Origin of the sequence: Methylosinus sp. LW3 (assembly GCF_000527115.1) — a bacterium.
In the GTDB taxonomy this organism is placed as follows: Bacteria; Pseudomonadota; Alphaproteobacteria; order Rhizobiales; family Beijerinckiaceae; genus Methylosinus.
The window spans coordinates 792,067-814,237 of sequence record NZ_AZUO01000001.1 but is presented as its reverse complement, the minus strand read 5'-3'; the positions used below and the strand labels follow the sequence as shown (position 1 = coordinate 814,237).

The 22,171-nt window shown below is 65.7% G+C and carries 19 protein-coding genes and 1 tRNA gene; 13 read left to right on the top strand and 7 right to left on the bottom strand.

The features are described 5' to 3' along the window. Positions 1–119 precede the first annotated feature (119 nt). The gene (locus METLW3_RS26700; RefSeq protein WP_024878701.1) at positions 120–854 is read left to right on the top strand and encodes a DUF937 domain-containing protein; all 735 of its coding nucleotides are present in this window, start codon (positions 120–122) and stop codon (positions 852–854) included. 4 nt (positions 855–858) lie between these two features. On the opposite strand, the gene METLW3_RS0104000 is transcribed toward METLW3_RS26700, so the two are convergent. Next, entirely contained in the window at positions 859–1,026 is a 168-nt protein-coding gene (locus tag METLW3_RS0104000) for a pilus assembly protein (protein ID WP_024878700.1), read from the bottom strand. 311 nt (positions 1,027–1,337) lie between these two features. Here METLW3_RS0104000 and METLW3_RS0103995 point away from each other — a divergent pair, with 311 nt between their 5' ends. Next, a complete protein-coding gene (locus tag METLW3_RS0103995; RefSeq protein ID WP_024878699.1) occupies positions 1,338–2,711 on the top strand; it encodes a glutamate--cysteine ligase in 1,374 nt (457 codons plus the stop codon). 172 nt (positions 2,712–2,883) lie between these two features. On the opposite strand, the gene METLW3_RS0103990 is transcribed toward METLW3_RS0103995, so the two are convergent. Further along, the gene (locus METLW3_RS0103990) at positions 2,884–3,189 is read right to left on the bottom strand and encodes a hypothetical protein (protein WP_157096058.1); all 306 of its coding nucleotides are present in this window, start codon (positions 3,187–3,189) and stop codon (positions 2,884–2,886) included. A 195-nt stretch (positions 3,190–3,384) separates the two neighbouring features. After that, positions 3,385–4,128, bottom strand: coding sequence for a 16S rRNA (uracil(1498)-N(3))-methyltransferase (locus METLW3_RS0103985; protein WP_024878697.1), 744 nt, complete (start codon positions 4,126–4,128; stop codon positions 3,385–3,387). A gap of 127 nt (positions 4,129–4,255) precedes the next feature. Here METLW3_RS0103985 and METLW3_RS0103980 point away from each other — a divergent pair, with 127 nt between their 5' ends. Then, positions 4,256–4,720 (top strand): hypothetical protein, encoded by a 465-nt coding sequence (locus tag METLW3_RS0103980; RefSeq protein ID WP_245267225.1) that lies wholly within the window; start codon positions 4,256–4,258, stop codon positions 4,718–4,720. Next, complete coding sequence (gene ubiA / locus METLW3_RS0103975) at positions 4,717–5,667, top strand: 4-hydroxybenzoate octaprenyltransferase (RefSeq protein WP_024878695.1); 951 nt, start codon at positions 4,717–4,719, stop codon at positions 5,665–5,667. The genes METLW3_RS0103980 and ubiA overlap by 4 nt, the downstream gene beginning before the upstream one ends. Here the strand turns inward: ubiA and METLW3_RS0103970 are convergent. Continuing rightward, positions 5,658–6,191, bottom strand: coding sequence for a DUF6101 family protein (locus tag METLW3_RS0103970; protein ID WP_024878694.1), 534 nt, complete (start codon positions 6,189–6,191; stop codon positions 5,658–5,660). The genes ubiA and METLW3_RS0103970 overlap by 10 nt on opposite strands. 240 nt (positions 6,192–6,431) lie before the next feature. Here METLW3_RS0103970 and METLW3_RS0103965 point away from each other — a divergent pair, with 240 nt between their 5' ends. The 4 genes from METLW3_RS0103965 to lpxK all read left to right on the top strand — a co-directional run bounded on the left by METLW3_RS0103965 (position 6,432) and on the right by lpxK (position 9,922). Beyond that, on the top strand, positions 6,432–7,250 hold the full coding sequence (locus METLW3_RS0103965) for a 3'(2'),5'-bisphosphate nucleotidase CysQ (protein ID WP_024878693.1): 819 nt from the start codon (positions 6,432–6,434) through the stop codon (positions 7,248–7,250). Continuing rightward, positions 7,247–7,495, top strand: coding sequence for a DUF4170 domain-containing protein (locus tag METLW3_RS0103960; protein WP_024878692.1), 249 nt, complete (start codon positions 7,247–7,249; stop codon positions 7,493–7,495). Before METLW3_RS0103965 ends, METLW3_RS0103960 begins: the two co-directional genes overlap by 4 nt. Positions 7,496–7,639: 144 nt before the next feature. Then, entirely contained in the window at positions 7,640–8,917 is a 1,278-nt protein-coding gene (locus METLW3_RS0103955) for a 3-deoxy-D-manno-octulosonic acid transferase (protein WP_024878691.1), read from the top strand. A gap of 21 nt (positions 8,918–8,938) precedes the next feature. Then, entirely contained in the window at positions 8,939–9,922 is a 984-nt protein-coding gene (gene lpxK / locus METLW3_RS0103950) for a tetraacyldisaccharide 4'-kinase (protein ID WP_024878690.1), read from the top strand. A 6-nt stretch (positions 9,923–9,928) separates the two neighbouring features. Here lpxK and METLW3_RS0103945 read toward each other — a convergent pair whose 3' ends face one another. Together METLW3_RS0103945 and METLW3_RS25075 are read right to left on the bottom strand one after the other, a co-directional pair. Continuing rightward, positions 9,929–10,156, bottom strand: coding sequence for a DUF2093 domain-containing protein (locus METLW3_RS0103945; RefSeq protein WP_024878689.1), 228 nt, complete (start codon positions 10,154–10,156; stop codon positions 9,929–9,931). A gap of 268 nt (positions 10,157–10,424) precedes the next feature. Continuing rightward, positions 10,425–12,083 (bottom strand): porin, encoded by a 1,659-nt coding sequence (locus METLW3_RS25075; protein WP_245267224.1) that lies wholly within the window; start codon positions 12,081–12,083, stop codon positions 10,425–10,427. A 627-nt stretch (positions 12,084–12,710) separates the two neighbouring features. Here METLW3_RS25075 and METLW3_RS0103930 point away from each other — a divergent pair. The 3 genes from METLW3_RS0103930 (at position 12,711) to METLW3_RS0103920 (ending at position 18,156) form a co-directional block, all read left to right on the top strand. After that, positions 12,711–14,369, top strand: a complete 1,659-nt coding sequence (locus tag METLW3_RS0103930; protein ID WP_024878688.1) for a porin — start codon at positions 12,711–12,713, stop codon at positions 14,367–14,369. Positions 14,370–14,581: 212 nt separating this feature from the next. Continuing rightward, positions 14,582–16,246 carry a porin gene (locus METLW3_RS0103925; protein ID WP_084484778.1) on the top strand — a complete coding sequence of 555 codons (1,665 nt, stop codon included), beginning with the start codon at positions 14,582–14,584 and terminating at the stop codon, positions 16,244–16,246. Positions 16,247–16,485: 239 nt separating this feature from the next. Beyond that, complete coding sequence (locus METLW3_RS0103920) at positions 16,486–18,156, top strand: porin (RefSeq protein WP_024878686.1); 1,671 nt, start codon at positions 16,486–16,488, stop codon at positions 18,154–18,156. Positions 18,157–18,222: 66 nt separating this feature from the next. On the opposite strand, the gene METLW3_RS0103915 is transcribed toward METLW3_RS0103920, so the two are convergent. After that, positions 18,223–19,281: a Ppx/GppA phosphatase family protein gene (locus tag METLW3_RS0103915; RefSeq protein ID WP_024878685.1), complete on the bottom strand. Its 1,059-nt coding sequence runs from the start codon at positions 19,279–19,281 to the stop codon at positions 18,223–18,225. Positions 19,282–19,609: 328 nt separating this feature from the next. Between METLW3_RS0103915 and METLW3_RS0103910 the strand changes: the two genes are divergently transcribed. Beyond that, positions 19,610–19,683, top strand: a tRNA-Gln gene (locus METLW3_RS0103910). Positions 19,684–19,783: 100 nt separating this feature from the next. Further along, complete coding sequence (locus METLW3_RS0103905) at positions 19,784–21,706, top strand: DUF6538 domain-containing protein (RefSeq protein WP_036308625.1); 1,923 nt, start codon at positions 19,784–19,786, stop codon at positions 21,704–21,706. Positions 21,707–22,171: the final 465 nt, after the last annotated feature.

Below are 22,171 nucleotides of genomic sequence, written 5' to 3'. Positions count from 1 at the left end.
CCGAAACACGCCGCGCTGTGATGTCCCGCGTGAGGAAAGGTGTCAAGCCGAGGGTCCGCTCACTCGCGGGCCGCCCGAAAATCTGCTACACGGACGATCGACGAAGACTGGCCGCGCCAATGCCGGAGTGTCTCGCGGCCCATCTCGCGGTCTATGAGGGGACGGGGGCGAATATGTCGAATATCGTCGATATAATACAGTCCGCTCAAGGCGGCCAGATCATCGAAAATCTCTCCGATCGCTTCGGCCTCGCGTCCTGGCAGACGCGATCGGCGGTCGAATCGCTGCTGCCGGCGCTGGTCGCGGCGCTGCGCAAGGCGGCCGAAGCGCCCGATTCGCTGCGCCCCGTCCTCGACGCGGCCAATGATTCCGCCCATCGCGCCGCTTTCGAGAGCGCCGAGGAGGCCCATTCGCAGGCCAGCGTCGAAGGCGGCGACGCCATTGTCGCGCATCTCTTCGGCTCCGCCTCGGCCGCCGGCGAGGTCTCGCAATTCGTTGCGCGCGACAGCGGCCTGCGCGCCGATGTGCTGCAGCGCCTGCTGCCGATTCTCGTCTCCGTCGCCGCCGGCGGCCTCGGCTCGACGCTGGAGCGCCAGAGCGCCGCGGAGCCCCCTGCTCCCTCGCCGGCGCCGACGCCCGCGCCCTCGGGCGGCTGGCTGAGCGCGCTTTTTGGAACTTTTTTCGGGGCGAAGCCGGCCCCGCAACCGCAGGCGGCCCCGCCGGCCGAGCCTACCGACGCGCTGGAAGCCGCGCTGACGAAGATTCGCGAGACGCTCGCGCCCGCCGCCGGCGCCGAGCAGCAGGCCGGGCTCGACGAATTGCTGGGACGGATCTTCGCCTCGTCGAAGGGCTGACGGCTCAGGTCAGATTATTGGCGACGGGCAGATAATAGGCCGCCGAGAGCTTGGTGCCGATAATGCGCGTCGCCGCCAGGATCACGATCGAGAGAAAAAAGCCGACCATCGCATATTCGAGTGTGGTCGCTCCGCTCTCGTCGGCCAGAAATCGTCGCAGGCAATTCGGCATGGATCAAATTCCTCGAGCGGTCTGGCCGGGTGGCGGGCGTTGCGTCTCATGGGACGAAAACGCGGCCTTCTCGGTAACAGAAACATAAGCTTAATTCGTCTCGAAAGCGTTAAGCCAGCCGCCGCCCCGGCGCCGCGCGCGGCGGGGCGGTCTTGCGCGCGGGCGGCTTTTCCGCCAATTCAGCAGCCGGAACGCATATTGCTTCGGCGCCTACGCCGGAAGCGCTGTGGTTCGCGCCCGCTCTTTCGCGCCCGCCGAAAGGGAAGTCGACCTATATGGACCGCTGCGCCGGTCCTCACTGAAAGTTGCTGATGGCTCGCGACGTAAACGATACGACGCCGATCACGTCGCGCAATGCGCTCGTGGAGTGGTTCGAGGCTGGCGTTAAGACGCCCGACGATCTCAATGTCGGGACGGAGCATGAGAAAATCGCGTTTTTCGACGCGAGCCGCGCGCCGGTTCCCTATACGTCGCCGGCCGGCGGCATAAAGGATCTGCTGGAAGGGCTGGGCGCAGCGCTCGGCTGGGAGCCGATCACCGACCGCGAGGCGATCATCGGCCTCTTCGATCCGCATGGCATAGGAGCCATATCTCTGGAGCCGGGCGGACAATTCGAGCTCTCCGGCGCGCCCCTGCCCACCGTCCATGGCGTGAAGGCCGAGCTCGACGTCCATTTCGCGGCGCTGGAGCCGGTGGCGCGCCGCTTCGGCATCTCCTTCCTCGATCTCGGCGCGAGCCCGAAGTGGCGGCGCGACGAGACCCCGGCGATGCCCAAGCAGCGCTACGGGATCATGGCCGCCTATATGCCGAAGGTCGGCTCGCTCGGCCTCGACATGATGTTCCGCACGGCGACCATTCAGGTCAATCTCGACTATACGTCCGAGAAGGACATGGTCGACAAGCTGCGCGTCGGCCTGGCGCTGCAGCCGATGGTCACGGCGCTCTTCGCCAATTCGCCCTTCATCGACGGCGAGCCGACCGGCTTCCTGTCGCAGCGCTCAGAGATCTGGCGCGACACCGACGGCGACCGCACGGGAATGCTGCCCTTCGCCTTCGAGTCCGGCATGGGCTTCGAGCGCTATGTGGATTACGCTCTCGACGTGCCGCTTTATTTCGTGAAGCGCGGCGAGGTCTATCACGATGTCGCCGGCGCCAGCTTCCGCGACCTGTTGGACGGCAAGCTCGCCGCTTTGCCCGGCGAGCGCGCGACAATGTCGGACTGGGCCAATCACCTCGGCGCCATTTTCCCGGAGGCGCGGCTGAAGCGCTATCTCGAGATGCGCGGCGCCGATGGCGGGCCGCGCTCCCATATGACCGCCCTGCCGGCGCTCTTCGTCGGCCTCTTCTACGATCGCGCGGCGCTGGACGGCGCTCTGGCGCTGATCGAGGGCTGGAGCGCCGAGGAGCGCGAGGCGCTGCGCGCCGATGTTCCGCGCCTCGCCCTGGAGGCGCGCATCGGCGGACGCCGGGCGCTCGACATTGCGCGCGACATGCTGGCTCTGGCCCGCGGCGGCCTCGCCCGGCGGGCGAAGCTGGATGCGCAAGGCCGCGACGAGACCATCTATCTCGCGCCGCTGGAGGAGATCGCCGAGACGGGCCGCACCTTGGCCCAGCAGCGGCTCGAAGCCTATCACGGAAGCTGGGGCCGCTCGGTCGATCCGGCCTTCACGGATTGCCTGCTATAAGAGGAGCGACGCGCTGCGCCCCCTCCCTCACCCTCCCCCGCTATTGCGGGAGAGGGAAGGCGGCGAACGCCGCGCGATGCTTCGATGAAACGCGAAACCTGCCCCCTCTCCCGCGAAGCGGGGGAGGGCTGGGGAGGGGACGCTTCGACTCTAGGGCTCGAATGGCGCGCGTTCAGCGCGCATAGAGGCCGGGGGCGCTCGGCGCGCGCACATAGGAATGGCCGATCGGCCGCACGCCGCCCTGCCCCCAGCCGGGACCGAGATCGCCGGCGCGCACATGGCCGCCGAGACGAACGCAATTATCCGAGCCGGAAACCGGGACGAACCCCTCGCCGAAGCGGGCGCAACGCCCGCCGGCGGGAATCGTGCCGGTCGTCTGCGCCTCCGCGGCCGGTGCGCCGACGACGGCGCAAAGGCACAGGCAGGCGAAAAGACGGCGGACGTCGAGCCCGCGAGCTTCGGCGGTGAAAACGGTCATTCGCAGATCAGCCTCGAAAATGTCTCGCATCGCAACAACCGAGTCGACGCGCCTTGCGCGCCCCTCGATGTTGCCGCCCGATGTTTACCAACTCGTTACTTCGCACGCTTCGACGCGAGGGGTCACGCGACGGCGACCACTTAGGTCCAATAAGGTCGAACAATCGTGGCAGGATCGTGTCGCTCGGCAAGGCCATCAGCGCCAATCGCCGAGAACCGCCTGCACCACCGTCAGCGCCGCGACGGCGGCCGTGTCCGCCCGCAGGATGCGCGGGCCGAGAGAGAGGCGCGCGACGAGCGGCGCGGCGAGGATCGCCTCCCGCTCGGCGGGATCGAAGCCCCCCTCCGGGCCGACCAGCACATCGACGCCCGCATGCGCCGGCGCCGCGCGCAGGGCCGTGACGGGATCGGCGTGCTCGGCGTCCTCGTCGCAGAAGACGAGCAGCCGCCCCGCCTCGAGCGCGGCGAGATAGGCCTCGAGCGCGACCTCCTCGACCACCTCCGGCACGCTCAGCACGCCGCATTGCTCGGCCGCCTCCACCACATTGGCGGCGAGGCGCTCCAGATTGACGCGGCGCGCCTGGGTGCGGCGGGTGATGATCGGAGCGAGGCGCGCGGCCCCCATCTCTGTCGCCTTTTGGGCCATATAGTCGAGCCGCGCGTGCTTGAGCGGCGCGAAGCAGTAATGGAGATCGGCGTTGACGGTCTGCTCGCGCAGGCGCTCTTGCACGACGAGAATCGCCTTGCGCTTCGCCACTTCCTCGAGGCTCGCCCGCCATTCGCCGTCGCGGCCGTTGAACAGCAAGATCGCGTCGCCCTCGCGCAGGCGCAGCACATTCAACAGATAATTGAGCCGGTCGGCGTCCGGAATGATACGCGCGCCGGCCTCGAGGGGCGCCTCGACAAAGAGCCTCTGCGCAGAGAAATCATAACGTGACACGAGCTTTCCCGGAGGGTGAGAGCGGGCCGCCATCAAGCCGCCGCTTTATCCGCGAAACTGCCGGATGCTTGCAAGGGGCGCAAGTCTCTTGCTAAGACCGCTTAAACCATAAAAGGGGAACGCCGCCATGAGGGCAAGGAGCGGTATCGCGCAGAACGCGCGGGCGATTGCAGGCATGATCGCCGGCGCGCCGATATTGGGAATTCTTCTCGCGACGGCGGGAGCGTCGACCGCTCTGGCCCAGTCCTGCCAGGAGGATTTTCAGAAGCTCTCGCAGCGGCGCATGTCCCAGATCCAGACGCTCAACAATATCGGCAAGGCGTCCAAGGGCAAAATGGACCCGATCGCCGCCTGTCCGGTGGCGCGCAAGCTCGTCTCCATAGAGACCGAGATGGCCGCCTATATCGATAAGAACAAGGAATGGTGCAACATTCCCGACGCTATGGTCGACGGTTTCAAGCAGGCGCGCGGCAAGACGCAGACTTTCGCCGCCCAGGCCTGCGCGGTCGCCGCCAAGGCGAAGAAAATGCAGGAAGAGGCGGCCGCCGGCATCGGCCCGCAGGCGCAGAAGCTGCCCGCCGGCCCGCTGTGAGCGCTGCGGAGCCTCAGGACGAGCCGCGGCTGCCCGACGCCGTCGCCGACCATCCGCTCTGGCGCCTCGCGCCGGACCCGCTCCGCCCCTATGTGCAGCTCGCCCGCCTCGATCGTCCGATCGGCTGGTGGCTGCTGCTGCTGCCCTGCTGGCAAGGCAGCGCGCTCGCCGCTGCGGCGCTCGGCGCGCCGCTCAATGTCTGGCATCTGCTGCTCTTCTTCATCGGCGCGGTCTCCATGCGCGGCGCCGGCTCCACCTATAATGACATCGTCGACCGCAAGATCGACGCGAAAGTGGAGCGCACGCGGCTGCGCCCGCTCGCCAGCGGCCGGGTCTCCTTGCGCGCGGCGATCGCCTTTCTCGTGGCTCAATGCCTCGTCGGGCTCGGCGTTCTTCTGTCCTTCAACGGCTTCACCATCGCGCTCGGCTTCGCCTCGCCGCTGATCGTGCTGATCTATCCTTTCGCCAAGCGCGTCACCTCCTGGCCGCAGGCGGTGCTGGGGCTCGCGTTCGCCTATGGCGCGCTGCTCGGCTGGACGGCGCTGACCGGCGGGCTCGGCCTGCCGGCCGTCCTCCTCTACGCCTCGGCGATTTTGTGGACGATCGGCTTCGACACGATCTATGCGCTGCAGGACAAGCGCGACGACGCCATAGCGGGCGTGCGCTCGACGGCGCTGCTGTTCGGCGCGCGCGTGCGCCTCGCGGTCGGCGCGCTCTATCTCGGCTCGGCTGTCTTCGCGGAATTGGCGCTGCTGTCCGCCGATGTCGGCGGCTTCGCGCAGATCGGCCTCGCCGCCTATGCGGCGCATTTTTGCTGGCAGGTCTATCGGACCAGCGAGTCCGCGGCGCCGCAGACGGCGCTCATGCTGTTCCGCTCCAATCGCGACGCCGGCCTGCTGCTCTTCGCCGGCCTCGCGGCGCAGAGCGCCATCCTCGCTTATTCATAGCAGACGATTTCGCGCTCGCCCTGATAGACCGTCGCCATGCGCTCGCCTTCGCCCTGCTTGCGGCGCGCGCAGAAGCGCGGACGGCGCTTGATGACGGAGGCGTTCTTGCGGCGCGCGATCGTCTCGCGCAGCGCGACGCCGCCGAGGCGCGGATCGATCGTCTCGAGCGCGCCGCCGCGCGCAGCAAGGCGCGGCAGATCGAGATAGGACGCCCAATATTTCCAATCCGCCGAGATCGCGCCGCCATCCGCCGTCTCGGTGAGAACGACGTCGAGATCAGGGTCCTGATGGGCGAGCGACAGGCGATAGGAGGCGCCGCCGTCCACGCTCGGCTCGACATCGAGAGCGACGCCGCGATAGGCCTGTACCGGCACGCTGATCATCATGGACATTCCGGCGAAGCGCCGGGAAATCAGAATATCGCGACGGCCGACGCGCACCTGGCGCTGACCGCCGTCGGCGCGCCGATCGCGCTGAACGGCGAATTGAAGCTGCGTCTCCGCCATGACTTTGGTCTCGAACATGCGCTCGCTCCCCGAGATGTGACCTTCGCGACTGGTCTCGCGTTTCATGGGTCGCATGTTGGGCGACGGTTGCGGCAAAGCTCGCTAACAAGGCTGGTGAATCGCCCGTAAACCATTGCCTTTTCGACCGATTCGCGAGCTTTGGGTTAGCGCCCGGCAAACGAGATCGTCGAAATTCGCGGCAATTCGCCGAAAAGACCGCCTTGCGGGAGGGGCTCGGCTCGCTTAACGACTATAGTAATGGCCGACAATGCAACCGACTTCGCGGCTCAGCTGCCGCAGCTCGAAGCCGTCGCGCGGCGAGCGGGCGAGATCGCCATGGGCTTCTTCCGCCCGGGCGAGAAGACCAGCGCGGCCGTCTCTTATAAGGACGGCGGCTCGCCTGTGACCGAGGCCGACATGGCGGTCGACCGTTTCCTGCAGGAGGCGGCGCTGTCGCTGTTTCCGGACGCCGGCTGGCTCTCCGAGGAGACGGCCGACAATAAGGAGCGTCTGCTTCGCCCCCGGCTGCTGGTCGTCGATCCGATCGACGGAACGCAGGCTTTTCTGCGCGGCGACAGGCGCTGGGCGGTCTCCATCGCGCTGATCGACCAAGGACGGCCCACGCTCGGCGTCATTCACGCGCCGGCGCTGGAATGGACCTTCGCCGCCGCCGCCGGCCATGGCGCGGCGCTGAATGGCGCGCCGATCCGCGTCGCCGCGCGCGCCGTTCTGGCGGGCGCACGGCTGGAGGCGCCGCGCGGCCTGGCGGCGCGCTTCGCCGGCTCCGAATATAAATTCGCGGTTCAGGACCGCACGCCCTCTCTGGCTCTGCGCGTCGCCGATGTCGCCTCCGGCCGCAATGATCTCACCATCGCTTCCGCGGATTCGAAAGACTGGGACATTGCCGCGGCCGATGTGATACTCACCGAGGCGGGCGGCGTCCTGTCCGAGCTAGAGGGGCTTCCCTTGCGCTATAATCGTCCGCAGCTGCGGCGCGATATGCTGGTGGCGGCGCCGCAATCGATCTTTCCCGAGAGTCTCGCGCTGGCGCGGGCGGTTTCCAAGGGCGTAATATGAGCGAAACGACGACACAGAACGGCGGCGCGCCGCAGGCGCTTCATCTCGTTTTCGGAGGCGAGCTGATCGACCTCCAGGGCGTCGCCTTCCGCGACCCGACCAAGCTCGACATCGTCGGCATTTATTCGGACAACGCCTCCGCGCTCGCCGCCTGGAAGGCGAAAGCGCATGCGACCGTCGACAACGCCCATATGCGCTATTTCGTCGTGCAGCTGCACAGCCTCCTCGATCCCGACACGAATTGAGCTGAGATCGCTCCTCCCGCGCGGCCGATCGACGGCGCGCCCGACGGCCTCTCCGGGCCGGGGCGTCGCGATCGGCCCTTTCATTCGAGGACGGCGCTGCGAGAGCTCGGCCGTCGCATTATTGGCGAGTTCACCGGGGCGTCGATGCCGGTCCTGACGATTTATCGGTTGCTGACCATCGGTTTGACGCCTCTCGCCGGCGTGGCGCTCGGCTGGCGCGCGAGACAAGGCAAGGAAGATCCCGCGAGGCTCGGCGAGCGCATGGGCGCGCCGAGCCTCGAGCGTCCCGCCGGACGGCTGGTGTGGCTGCATGGCGCGAGCCTCGGCGAGAGCCTCGCCCTGCTGCCGCTGGTGGAGCGCTTCATTCAGCGCGGCGTCGAGGTTCTCGTCACCACGGGCACGGTCTCCTCCGCCAAAGTGCTGCGGGCGCGGCTCCCCGCCGGCGCTGTGCATCAATTTCTGCCGCTGGACGCGCCGCAATTCGTCGAGCGATTCCTCGAGCATTGGCGGCCCGACATCGTGCTCTTCGCCGAGTCGGAGCTGTGGCCCAATATGATCCGCGCGATTCATGCGCGGCGGCTGCCGCTCGTTCTCGTCAACGCCACCATCTCGCGCCGCTCCGCCGCGCGCTGGCGGCGGCTGCCCGGCGGCGCGCGAACCTTGTTCGGCGAGATCGATCTCTGCCTCGCGCAGAACGCCGAGAGCGCCGCGCGCTATCTGGGCCTCGGCGCGCCGCGCGTGCGCGTTTGCGGCAATCTGAAATTCGACGTGCCGCCCCCGCCCGTCGGCGCCGGCCGACTCGCCGAATTCAATGGCGCCATCGGCCCACGTCCAGTCTGGGCGGCGATCTCCACCCATGCGGGCGAGGAGGAGATCGCGATCGACGCGCATCTCTCGCTCTCCGCGGAGGTTCCCTCGCTGCTGACGATCATCGTCCCGCGCAAGCCCGAGCGCGGCGCGGAGATCGCCGCTCTCGCCAGCGCCAAAGGCCTCGCGGTGGGCCTGCGCTCGCGCGACGGCGAGCCGCGGCGCGGCGTGCAGATCTATGTCGCCGATACGGTGGGAGAGCTCGGCCTGTTTCTCCGCGCGGTCAGCGTGGTGTTCACGGGAAAATCGCTGACCGCCGAGGGCGGGCACAATCCGATAGAGCCGGCCAAGCTCGGCTGCGCGATCCTGCATGGGCCGCATGTCGAGAATTTCGCCGACATATACGGCGAGCTGGCCGCCGCCCGCGCCGCCGCCCGCGTGAGCGATGCGGAATCGCTGGCGCGCGCGCTACAATTCCTACTCTCCGACCCCTCGCGCATGCGCAAGATGGGCCGCGCCGGCGCCGAGGTGGTGCGAAAGCTCGGCGGCGCCTCGCAGAGCATTATGGCGGCGATCGAGCCCTATCTCGCGCAATCGGCGCTGGAGCAGAAATGAGCCCGCGGCGCCGCATCGCAAATGCGCGCGCCTGACTTCTGGCGACGCACGCCGGCCTCGCCACTGGCGAAAGCTCTGGCGCCATTCGGCGCGATCTATGGCGCAATCGCTTCAGCGCGCATGAGACGGAAGGGCGGGCGCGCCGATCTGCCGGCGATCGTGATCGGCGGGCCGACGCTGGGAGGCGATGGCAAGACGCCGGCCGCGCTCGCCATCGCCGCTCTGCTCGCGGAAATGGGCGAGCGGCCGTTCTTCCTCACCCGCGGATATGGCCGCGGCAAAACGCGAAGCGCGCCTTTTCTCGTCGATCCGAGCATTCATTCCGCGCGCGAGACCGGCGACGAAGCGCTGCTGCTGGCGCGCTGCGCGCCGACCATCGTCGGCGTCGATCGCGCGGCCGGGGCGCGGCTCGCGCGCGATCTCGGCGCGACGGCGCTGGTGATGGACGATGGCTTGCAGAGCCGGCGGCTCGAGCCCGATCTCGCGCTGATGGTCGTCGATGGCGCCTATGGCGCCGGCAATGGCCTGTGCCTGCCCGCCGGCCCGCTACGCGCGCCTTTGCGGCGCCAGCTCGCCGCTGTGGATGCGCTCGTGCTCATCGGCGAGGGCGCCGCAGGAGAAGCGGTCGCCGAATATGCGAGCGCGGCGGTAAAGCCCGTTCTGCGCGCCCGCATCGCGCCCCTCCCCGCGCGCCTCCCCGAGCGCGCGCTCGCCTTTGCGGGCATCGCGCGGCCGGAGAAATTTTTCGCGACGCTGGAAGCTTTGGGGGTCGAGATCATCGGCCGAAAAAGCTTCGCCGATCATCATGCCTATACGGCGCGCGAGATCGCGGCTCTCGAGCGCGAGGCCGCGCGCCTCGGCGCGACGCTGGTCACGACAGAGAAAGACGCGGCGCGTCTTTCTAAAGACGCGGCTGCGCGCGTGGACGTTCTGCCGATCCGGCTGCTCTTGGAAAAGGAAGAAACGCTCCGCGAGCTTCTGCGCCGCGCGCTGACGCGGAAATGAGAAGGCTCAGGACTTCTTCGGGAAGCTCACGCCGATGCGGATGAGCTTGGCGTCGGTGCTCGAATAAGCCTCTTGCAGGTCGACGTTCCAATAGCGGAGCTCTTCCAGCGGTATAGGCTCTCCGGTCACGGCGCAGCGCACATAGGCGCCTGGACGGCGAACGCGGAAGTCGCCATCGCGATATTCGACCTCGGCCTCGACCGCGGCCTGCGGCTGTCGTTCGAACCGGTTCATGCGGATCCTGCGTCTCGCCCGCTCGGTTAAGCGGCGCACCGACGAAATAAACGAGGTCATGCCGAATTTTCAATAGCAGAGACGCAATTGGCAAGGCCGAATCGCACATTGGCGGCCAAGCCTGGGCATGTGCTCCCCAAAAAAGCCTGCGCCCGCGCCAGAAGCCGGCTCGGATGAGCGCCCTTGGAAAAGAAATCGCTCCAAAACGCGAATGGCCGCCCCAGAGGGGCAGCCATGAAGATCGATTCGATATTCTTTCGAAGCGCTCTCACCAGAAGACGTTGGCGCGGGCGAGGAAGAGGCTCGGATGATCGCCGTTGAGGAAGGGGCGGTCGGAAGCCGCGACCATCGTCATGACGCGCGTCCAATTGGCCTGCAGGCGGAAGCCGTTGACCGGATACCAGTTCAGGCCGATGGTCAGATTCTCCTGGCGGCCGCCGAGCGTCGCCGTATTGGCCAGCGCCTTCTGAGCGGCCGAGCCGGCCACGGTCGCCGCATAGACGAAATTGCCGTCGACGAGGCCGCCATTGTTGAGATTGAGCTCGCTGAAGCGGGCAGCGATTTCCCAGGCGCCCCAGCCGCCCTTGTTGACCGGATCCTTGATCTTGATCGCGCCGAAGGTGCCGGGCGAGCTCCAGTTCTTGTCGTAGCCATTATACACTTCGGCTTTCGACTCGCCGGTCAGGAAGAACGAGCCCTGGACATAATATCCACTGGCCTGCAGGCTCGATCCGCCATTATTGCCGAGCAGCAGAGCATTGAGCGGATCACGCTCGTAGCGCGTCGCGATATATTCGCCCTGCAGTGAGAAGGGGCCATAGGCGGCCGCGGCTTCGAAGCCGTAGCTATAGGCGTATTTCAAGCAGCCATTCTTCATGATGAAGGGCGCTGACAGGAGACCGAGGCCGGTCGCGGTCGTCGCCAGGCTGCCGGAGGCCGCGCAAGTCATATCCTGCGCCGTCGAGACGCGGCTCCAGGTTCCGCTGCCGCCCAGAACATCCGCCTCTTCGCGCTCCGTGCCGGCGCCCGGCCGCAAGAAGGCGGCGTCGGTGGCGGCCGTCGAATCGTTCGGCTTGTGATAGCGGAAGGACGAGCCGACATGCAGCAGCTTGTCCTCTTCCTGAAGGGGCGCATAGGTGGCGCGAACCGCCGCGTCCCAATATTGCGCGCCGCTGGTGGGCGGGGCGGTCGCCGTGTCCTGCGGCGAGGTGGAGAAGATGCCCGTCTTGACCGACCACAGCTTGTCGCCGACGCCGACGGCCGCGCCGATGTGGCGGCTGGGCGCGAGAACGGTCGGCATGGCGCGCTCGAGGAAGGTGATATTGCTCGTGGAGCTGGTCGTCTCCATGCTGAAGGGCTCGAAGAAATTGCCGACCTGGAAAGTGACCGGCTCTTTGGTGATTCCTTCCGGCATCAGCTTCTGGCGATAGGCGATGAAGGCGTCGCGTATGCCCGCCACGCCTGTGTTGGTGAAGTCGTATTGGAACCGATAGAACCAGTTCTTATAGGCCTTGCCTTCGACCCAGATCTGCGCGCGGCGGAAGCCGACATTGCTGCGCGACATGGTGTCGGCAGAGCTCGAGAAGCCGCCGTCGGCCTGAATGCGGCCGCCGATCTTGAAGTTGAACGCTTTGTCCTCCGTCTCGACGAAGAGGCCGTTCTTGAAGCTGACGAACACCGGCGGCGGGGCGACGAGCCCGGGCAGGGTCCTGGCGGAATTCAACGCATTCTTGACCTGGACATTGGTCTTGGCCTGATCGGCGACCTTGGCCTCGAGACGCTTGAGCTGCTCCTTCAGCGCCTTGATCTCGCTCGCCGTATCCGCCAGCGCCGAGGCCGGAGCGCCCACCATCCCGCAGAAGGCGGCGAGCGCCACGCCGCCCGAGAGCCGCCGCGCCATTTTCGACCCGATTTCCTGTTCTCTCATCCTAGCCCCCTGCGCTCGGCGTTTTGCGTGAGCGGCTCGGACATTTGTTCGCCGGACGGGATATTCATGTGATCTAATGAATATCTCGCATCGACGACAAGTCTCCCGGGTCCGAACCACACACGCAAGGCGCACGACGATTGCACCGTTTGCCTACTCATCGTTAGATGATGCCCAAATTCTCACCAGCCATGCCCATGTGACGAGCTTCTAGGGGCGAAATGTTCTTTGGATACATCACATGTAATTGTCTTACATTTCGATCGGCCATTTGTGCAAGGCCAGAATCGGCTTCACTTAAGGATTTCCACGTATGTGTTGCCGAATCGACACAATCTGGATGTGGGGCCGCTGTAAGGCGCAACGACATTACGGCGCGAAGCGGCGCGGTCGAGGCGGCGAGACCGGCCGCCGAGCAAAGCCGGCGACAATCGGACGATCCGAATAAATCCGGGGCTTTATCTAGAACTTGCGGCCCGGCCTCACGCCCCATCGCCCGTGGCATTTGGGCAACACCCTAGGTAGAAACCGTTGTCACAATTCGGCGCCGCCATCTTTTGTGATGATTGTGTCACATAAGGCCTCTAGCGCTGCCATAGCGGTAAGCAATTCAAGGCAGAGGCTGACATGACACAGGTACCGAACGTCCAGACGATCGCGAAGGGCGCGACGCCTTCGAAGCTGCTGGGAGGCGTCGCAGTCCTCGCCCTCGGCGCGTTCGGCGCGCCCACGGCGGCTCTCGCCGACACGCAGAGCGAGATCAAGGCGCTGAAGGCCGAGCTGAAGCGGCTCGAGCACAAGCTCGACGAGCAGGCCAAGACGACCCATCAGGTCAAGAACGCGCTGAATTCGGCCAAGGCCGCGCCGGGCGGCAATGCTCCGCCGCCGGTGTTCGTCAGCTTCAAGAACGGCCTCTTCGTCGAGACCGAGGACCAGGCGTTCAACTTCAAGATCGGCGGCCGCATCCAGGCCGACGGCGGCTTCACCAGCTATCCCTCCGCCTCCGGCTCCCGCAGCAATGTCGGCTTCCGCCGCGCCCGCCTCGAGGTCGAGGGCAAGGCCTATAAGAACTGGTACTACAAGTTCCAATATGACTTCACCGGCACTGGCGTGACCGGCATTCGCGACGCCTTCATCGCCTATCGCGATAAGCTGCTGCCGGAGTCGATCACCAAGCAGCCGATCACCATCCAGATCGGCAGCCAGTACGAGCCGTTCAGCATGGAGACGCTGACCTCCTCGAAGCACATCACCTTCATCGAGCGCGCGCTTCCCGGCGCCCTGGCTCCCGACCGCCATGTCGGCGCCAAGGTCGGCCTCGGCGACAAGCATTGGAGCGTGCAGGCCGGTGTTTTCTCGACCAGCTTCGGACAGGACTCCTCGCAGGCTCCGGCCGCGACCGGACATCAGTATTGGGACCTGACGACGCGCGCGACCTACGCGCCGATCATCGAGGAGGACAAGCTGCTGCATTTCGGCGGCTCGTTCATGTTCCACAAGCCGAACGACTCGACCGCCGCTCAGGATCCGAACAATCTGCTGCCGGGCACCGGCTCGCGCGACGAGACCGACATTCTCAACAACCGCTACATCGTCGTTCCGTCGGCGCAGGCGCTCAACTGCAGCCCCACTTTCAAGGCGGCGACCGGCCTCGCCCTGCTGACGACGCCCGGCTATCTGCAGAATGGCTGTCTGAAGTCCAGCTACAACTACAACTTCGAAATGGCGGCCACTTACGGCCCCTTCTCGGTGCAGGGCGAATATTCCGGCGCTCATTACGAGCGTGATGCGGGGACGGCCGCGCTGCTCGGCAACAATGGCGGCTCGAGCCTCAACTATAGCGGCTATTACGTCCAGGGCTCGGTCTTCCTGACCGGGGAGTCCCGCGCGGCCTCCTATAAGGGCTACGACAAGGACTGGAACACGCCGGGCACGTTCGGCGACGTGGCGATCAAGAACCCGCTCAACAAGGGCGGCCTCGGAGCCTGGGAGTTCGCCGCGCGCTACAGCGAGCTCAATCTGAACAATGGCGGCCTCGTCGACAGCAATTACGCCTATCTGGCGACCGTCGCCGGCAATGCGGCGCAGCAGGCGATCGCGAAGACCGCGACGCTGGGCGGCCGCGAGGAGAATCTGACGCTCGCGCTCAACTGGTATCCGGTGCGGGGCGTCCGCTTCCAGGCCAATTGGACGCGCGCCATGACGCTCGTCGCTCCCTCCGACAAGCCCTATCTCAACGGCCAGCATCCGAGCACCTTCCTCGCTCGCGCCCAGGTCTTCTGGTGAGAGCAGAGGCCGGGCCTCTTCGGTCCCGGCACGATGTCAATCGAGAAGAGGCCGCCCTTCGGGGCGGCCTTTTTCGTTATAGAACTGAACTTTACGACGTGACATTTCCGCAACAGCCGCCGCTGAAAACCTCCCTTGCCGACCACCAGCCTAGTCAGCCGCTATAGTCTACGATTAGTGTATACCACTTAGGCGTTAATACGGGGACACTGATGAACGGGCATAAAGGATCGCGCGGACGGACAATGTGGCGGCTCTCGGGCGGCGTCTCTCTCGCCGCCTTCGCAGCGACTTTCGGACTTCCTGCTTCCGCGCTGGCGGATACGGCGAGCGAGATCAAGGCGCTGAAGGCTGAGCTCAAGCGGCTCGAGGCCAAGGTCACGCAGCAGGCCAAGGATCACGCCCAGGTCAAGAACGCGCTCAACTCCGCCAAAGGCGCGCCGGCGGCCAGCGCGCCGCCGCCGGTCTTCATCTCCTTCCGCAACGGCCTCTTCGTTGAGACCGAGGATCAGGACTTCAATTTCAAGGTCGGCGGGCACCTGCAGATCGACGGCGGCTTCGCCTCCTCGGCCGACACCATCTCCCGCTCCAATGTCGGCTTCCGCCGCGCCCGCCTCGAAATCGAAGGCAAGGCCTTCAAAAACTGGTTCTACAAGATCCAATACGACTTCACCGGCTCCGGCGTCGCCGGCATTCGCGATTTCTATCTCGCCTATCGCGACAAATTGCTCCCGTCGGAGATCAGCTCGCAGCCTGTCACCTTCCAGATCGGCAATTTCCGCGAGCCCTTCAGCCTCGAATCGACCGAATCGTCGAAATATTTCACCTTCATCGAGCGCTCTCTGCCCTCCGTTCTCTCGCCGAGCCGCCATACCGGCGCGGCGGTCGCCGTCGGCGACAAGCAGTGGAGCGTCAAGGCCGGCGTCTTTTCGACCAGCCCGCAGGACACGGCGACCGCTCCGCCCACCGGCGAATCGCAATATTGGGACGCAGCCGTGCGCGGCGTCTATGCGCCGATCACGGAGGAGGACAAGCTCCTCCATTTCGGCGGCTCCTTCAAATATCACAGGCCGAACAACACCACCGCGGCCACCGACGCCGCCAATCTGCGCCCCGGCCAATCGCCCGAGCGCGAGGAGACCGACGTGCTCGGCGGCGGCGGCGCGCTCACCCGCGTCTCTGCGGCGCAGGATCTCTCCTGCGGCGCCTCCGCGGCGAGCCTCAACATCACGACCACCGGCGTCGGCCAGCTCATCGCTCCCTTCGCGCGGCGCTCGAGCTGCCTGAAATACTCCTATAATTACGGCTTCGAAGCCGCCGCCGCCTATGGCCCGGTCTCGCTGCAGGGCGAATATATCGCCGCTCAATATGAGCGGGACGCCACCAACGCCTTCCTCTACGGCAATGGCGGCGGAAGCAGCCTGCGTTACAGCGGCTATTATGTCTTGGGCTCCTTGTTCCTGACCGGCGAGTCGCGCGCGGCCTCCTACAAGGGCTATGACAAGGACTTCAACACGCCGGGCAGCTTCGGCGAGGTTCAGATCAAGAACCCGCTGAACAAGGGCGGCTATGGCGCATTCGAGCTGGCGGCGCGCTACAGCGAGATCAATCTCAACAATGGCGGTCTCGTCGACAGCAGCTTCGTCTATGCGGCGACCGTGGCCGGCAACGCCGCGCAGAAGGCGCTGGCCAGCACCGCGACGCTCGGCGGACGCCAGGACAATTTCTCCCTCGCGTTGAACTGGTATCCGGTCAAAGGCGTGCGCTTCCAGGCCAATTGGACCAAGACGCTGACGCTGATCGCGCCCTCCGATCGCCCCTTCCTCAATGGCGACCATCCCAGCCTCTTCCTCGCCCGGGCGCAAATCTACTGGTGAGACGGACCTTCGGATCGAAGCGTCTTTCATGACGCTCCAATTCATGCGCGGCCGCCCCTTTCGGGCGGCCGTCGCATTTTGGGCGACGCGATCCGGCCGGGGATATTTCCGTCGTGCAGAAAATACAATATTAAATTAAGAAGTTCGCGTCGCCGATTCGGCGCAGCGTGCGTAATCGATACATTTACCTAAGCGTAAATACGTAATTCGATTAATCACCGCTTCGCCGGATTTCAAATATGCCTAATATAGTCCGCATTTCTATTGTCATAGCGGCAGTCGCGCAAGGCCTCGCCGCGGGGCGCGCCGAAGAGCTTCCGAAACGACAGGCTGCTCCTGTCGAGTATGTTCGTATTTGCGATCAATATGGCTCGGCCTTCTTCTATATCCCCGGCAACAACACCTGCCTGCGCATCGGCGGCGCCGTCGTCGCCGAATGGCGCTCGTGGAGCACCTCCTACCGCATGTCGCGCAACATCATCGCGACCGACAACCCTTTCGCCTTCGGCCCTAGCGTCAACGCGAATCCGCTCGGCATTCCGGGCCATGTTCCTCTCCTCGGCTATTCCAATCCGCGCAGCGGCGACAATAGCGGCTTCGTCGGCATCGGCCGGGTCGAGATGGACGCCCGCGCGCCGACCGACTACGGCACGATGCGCGCCTTCATTCGACTCGAATCGCAATTCGGCTCGGACAGCAGCGCGGCGACCGGCTCGCTCAGCGGCTCGCAATATTTCGGCGCCGCCAATTTCTCCAACGGCAATGTGTTCCGGACGACGGCGCGCGAGACGACGATCCTCAACAAGGCTTTTCTGCAATTTGGGGGCATTACCGCCGGCCGCGTGCAGTCCTTCTTCGATTTCTACACCGACAATATCGATTGGGAGGCGCTGCGCGGCTCCAACTCCACCGTCGGCGCGCTGGCCTATACCTATAGTTTCCGTGACGGCGCCTCGCTCAGCTTCTCGCTCGAGGACAATGTATCGCGACGCGGCTTCATCGGTTCGACGATCGGCGCCTTCAATTACGTCGCCGCGGTTTACGGCCTCTCGGGCGCTGCGGCGGACGCCGCGGCGGCGGCCTGGGGAACGCGCTTCACCGGCGTGCCGGACGGCGTGCAAATTCCCGAGATCGTCGGCGCCTTCCGCATCGACCAGCCCTGGGGCGCCGTGCAACTCTCCGGCGCCGCGCATCAGCTGCGCACATCCACCTACACACGCAACGCCACGGTGGCGACGCCCGTCACCGGACTGCCGCTCGGCACAGCCATCCCCGTCGTTTCGCAGGAGGATTACGGCTATGCGTTCCAGCTCGGATGGCAGTTCAATCTCGACAGGCTCGCCCCGGATATTTTTTCCGAGGGCGACAAATTATGGGTGCAGGGAACCTACGCCCGCGGCGCCGTCGGCTATCTGATGGGCAATAATCTCAGCTTCAACGGCGGCCCGGTGAATGGCAACGCCTTCTACGGCTATGGCAATGGCGGCGTCAAAGCCAGCAATGGCTGGGAGTTTCTGAGCTTCGACTGCATATGGACCGCCGCCGCCCATTGCGACAAATCGATCGGCTGGGTCGGTCTGGCGGCATTCAAGCATTATTGGACGCCGACGCTCTCCTCCGGCGTCTACGGCTCCTTGATGGAGCTCTATTACAGCCCGAGCGCCATAGCAGATTTCGGCGGCGGCGTCGGCGCGGTGAACACGACCGAATATCGGGTCGGCTCCAATCTCATCTGGACGCCGATCAAGAATTTCGATCTCGGCGGCGAGCTGATGTATCTGCGCGACAATCACCACAACCGGCCGGTGGGGCTCGCGCCGGACATTGCGCTGTGGTCGGTGGGCCTGCCGTCCTGGAAGGGCGCGAATGCGACAGTAGAGGGACGCGTGCGCCTGCAGCGCTCGTTCTGACGCCGAGAACTCCTTGCTCGGCCGTGTCTTCTGCAGGCGAACCGTTTCCCGCTTCGCGCGAAAACGCTAGCTCTCGCGCGGGAAGACCCCGTCCGCCTCCATCATCTCGAGCAGCATGCCCTCGCGCAGGCCGCGATCGGCGATGCGCGTGCGGGAGGCCGGGAAGACGCGGCGAATCGCCTCGAAGATCGCGCAGCCGGCGAGCACGAGATCGGCGCGCTGCGGGCCAATGCAGCCATTGGCGGCGCGCTGATCGAAATCCATGGCGCGCAGCGAATCGATGGCGCGCGTCGCGTCCTCGTCCGAGAGCCAGAGCCCATCGACGCGCCAGCGATCATAGCGCTCGAGGCCCAGATGCACGCCGGCCAGCGTCGTCACCGTGCCGGAGGTGCCGAGCAGATGGAAACGCTCGCAGCGGCGCTCCGCCGCCGTGCGCTCGGCGAAGGCGACGAGCCCCTCGAGCGCGCGCGCCGTCATCGCCTCGTAAATGGCCGGCGTCACGCTCTTGCCGCCGAATCGCTCCGCCAGCGAGACGACGCCGAGCTCGAGCGAGGTCCAATGGCGCAATTCGCAGCCCTGCGCGTCGCGGGTCAGCCACACCAGCTCGGTGGAGCCCCCGCCTATGTCGAACAGCAATATGCTCTCGGCGCGCGGGTCGGCGAGCGAGCCGCAGCCGCGCGCGGCGAGGCGCGCCTCGGTCTCGCGATCGATGACCTCGAGCAGCAGGCCGGTGCGCTCATGCACGCGCTCGACGAATTCGGCGCCATTCTCGGCCGCGCGGCAGGCCTGGGTGGCGATGAGCCGGGCGCGGGAGACGCCGCGGACGCTCATTTTCTCGCGGCACACGTCCAGCGCCTCCAGCGTGCGCTCGATCGCCTGCTCGCAGATGCGACTCGAGGAGCCCATGCCCTCGCCGAGCCGCACGATGCGGGAAAAGGCGTCGACGATGCGCAGCAGGTCGGTCTTGCGCCGTGAGCGCTGCTCCGGCCGCGCGATCAGCAGCCGGCAATTATTGGTGCCGAGATCGAGCGCCGCATAGACATGATCGTCGCGCCGCTCGCCGGGCGCGCGGGCGTTCCGCGCGGAGGCGCCCGGATCACCCGCGCCGTCCACGGATGCGCGCATCCCCGCTCCAGCGCGCGGCGCCTCGCCTCCGCCCAGGCCCCCGCCCCAATGTTCCGGCTTTTTCAACCCGCCTCCCGATCGGCCTTTTCCGCCCGCCGCCGATCTTTGTCTCGACGAACTCTCATGGCCGATCGCGGGAAGTGTAGCAAGGCCAGCGCGAATGCCAAGGAGCGCGTTTACGGGCCAAGCTGGCGGGCGGGGCCGACCGGCGGGAGCGACGCCATTGTGGGAACCGGCCAAGGTCACGCAACGAACCGCGCCGATCATGTTGACAGAGGCGCGTCCTCTCTTTAGATCACCGCGACGCGCCGCTTCGCCGCGCGACCGTTGGGGGATAGTTCAACGGTAGAACAGCGGACTCTGACTCCGTTAATCTTGGTTCGAATCCAGGTCCCCCAGCCAAATTCTATAAAATCCCTAGAATTCCACGCTCTTGCAAAAGAGCGCCGTTTTCGCGCGCCCCGAGGTCCAAAGCATTGGTCCAAAATGGGGTCCAAAATCCATGAAGAGCGGCTGCAATCTGCGCCGGCGCGCCTCCGCCTATCAGTTCCGTTTCGCCCTGCCGCAGCGGCTTGCGTCTTTCTTAGGGCGGAGAGAGATTGTCGTGGGGCTGCGCACGACCGCCTATCGGCTCGCCATCAAGCGGGCGCGCGTGCTGCGGACGCGCGTGGAGAGGCTGATGGAGGAACTCGATCTCGTTACGGTCAAGGCCGAGGCCGAAAGGCTCGTGCGCGCCTGGATCGACAGGCAGGTGGCGGCGGTCGAGAACAATCTCGCCAGCCATGGCGCCTCCTATTTCGACGCCGAGGAGGCCGCGCGACTCGGGCCGGAATTCCTCCAAGAGACCCAAAATCTGTTCTACACGGTGGCGCGAATCAATCACGAGGATGACCTCCGTCCAGCGATCGCCGCGCTTCTCGCGGGCCAGATGGCGGAGGCGCGCCCGTTCCTGCGAGAGGCCATGAAGATGGCCTGCGCCGAGATTGGCATTGCGGAAGAGAAATTGGACGGGCCGGCTGGCCCCATGATCGAGCGCGCGGTGCTGCGCGGCTTCCTGACTCTGTTCGATGAGAAGTTCGCCATCGAGGGCGGCGAGGTCGAGCCCGTGCCGCGATACGTGGCCGCGCCAGCGCAGCCGACGCCGCAGCCCGCGGCGGCGCCCGCCCCCGCGCCGGAAAAGCCGTTCTTCGCCGCCTGGGACGATTTCGTCGAGAGCAAGACGACGCTGAAGGAGTGGAAGGCGGACATGCCGAACAATGCGCGCTCGGCCCGCAACACATTCGAGGCGCTGGTCGGCGATCCGCAGCCGACGCGAATCACGAAGGCAGTCGTCTCCGACTACAAAGCCGACCTCCTCCGGCTGCCGCGCTACTACGACAAGTCGCGCCAGTGGCGCGATCTGCCGCTGACCAAGGTCGGCGCCGCCGTCGTGAAATTCCGCGACGAGAATCCGAAGGAGACGGTTCCGATGCTCACGCCGACGACGGCCAACAAGCATCTGACCAATCTCTCCACCTATTGGAATTGGCTCGAGCAGAACGGCCGCCTGCCGGAGGGGCTGAAAAACCCCTTCCCCGGCCTCAAATCCAAGCGCCGCCGAGGCCGCGCCGCTCGCGACGAACGGCAGATGTGGCCGGAGACGCTGGAGCGCAAGCTCTACGAGTCGCCCGTCTGGACCGGATGCCTTTCGATCCATCGCCGCAGCAGGCCCGGACCGAATATCTACCGCGACGCCCTGTTCTGGGTTCCGCTTCTCGGGCGCCTGCTCGGCGCCCGCGAGGACGAATTGTGCTGCCGCAAGGTCGGCGACATCAAATTCCTCGACGGCCTCTGCTATCTCGAAATCCGCGGCTCGAAGACCGACTCCTCCGATCGCGACGTGCCGCTGCCGCGCCGCATCTTGGATTTCGGATTCCTGGAATATCGCTTTTACGGCCGCGCGCCGGAGGAGCCGCTGTTTCCGGAGCTGATCGCCCAGGGGCCGGCAAATCGCCATTCGGACGCGTTCGGCGGGCGTTTCAGCCATTATCGCCATAAGATCGGCGTGAAGGAGCCGCTCGTCGACTTTCATTCCTTCCGGCACAATGTCACGACGGACCTCAAGAACACGGCGGGCCTCAACACGGGCTGGATCGACGAGATCACCGGGCACGCGAGCGACGAGCGCATGAGCGAGAGCACGCGCTACACGAAGCTGATCTATCTGACCAATCTGAAGACGGCGATCGACGAGGTGACCATCGCCGCCAATCTGTCGCATCTGCGCTATGCCGGCCCCAAGGGCGTCGCGGCGCCGGGCGCGCAGGAGGATATCGTAAAGTTCCGCAAGCTCGCCGAGCAGGAGATGCGCAAGAAGGAGGGACGGAACGAAGTGACTGTGAAATTGAAGATGAAGCCGAAGACAAAGGTGAAGGCGAAGGCGTGAGCGAGCGACAAATAGACGTGCCGGTCGTGTCACAAATTTCTGTCTACGGAGCGACACGCATCACGGCCAACGACACGCGAATAGTGACGTCGCTCGTCGGGGAATGACCCGCGGACGAGGTCGACGAATTTCGGCGTCGATGATGTTCGTCGACGCCACCGTCGCCATCGCCTGCGTCGAGCCCGAGGCGGAAGAACGCGACATACGGCCGGTGTGCGCAGCCCGTCGTTCATATCGCCCACCGACCCATATTATGGGCAATGACCGATCCGGCGCGCTCTCGGCCCCATTTACGACTTGGGGCAGGCGGTTACAGACACGCTCCTGCCGACACCGAGCATGCCCATGCAAGCTTCTGCGCGACCGGCGTCGCGACCGCCTGCTCTACGGGCCGACCGCAATGGGACCGAAATGCTCATGACGAGCGCCGGCTGGACGCGCATATGGATAGTCCTCTCGACAATC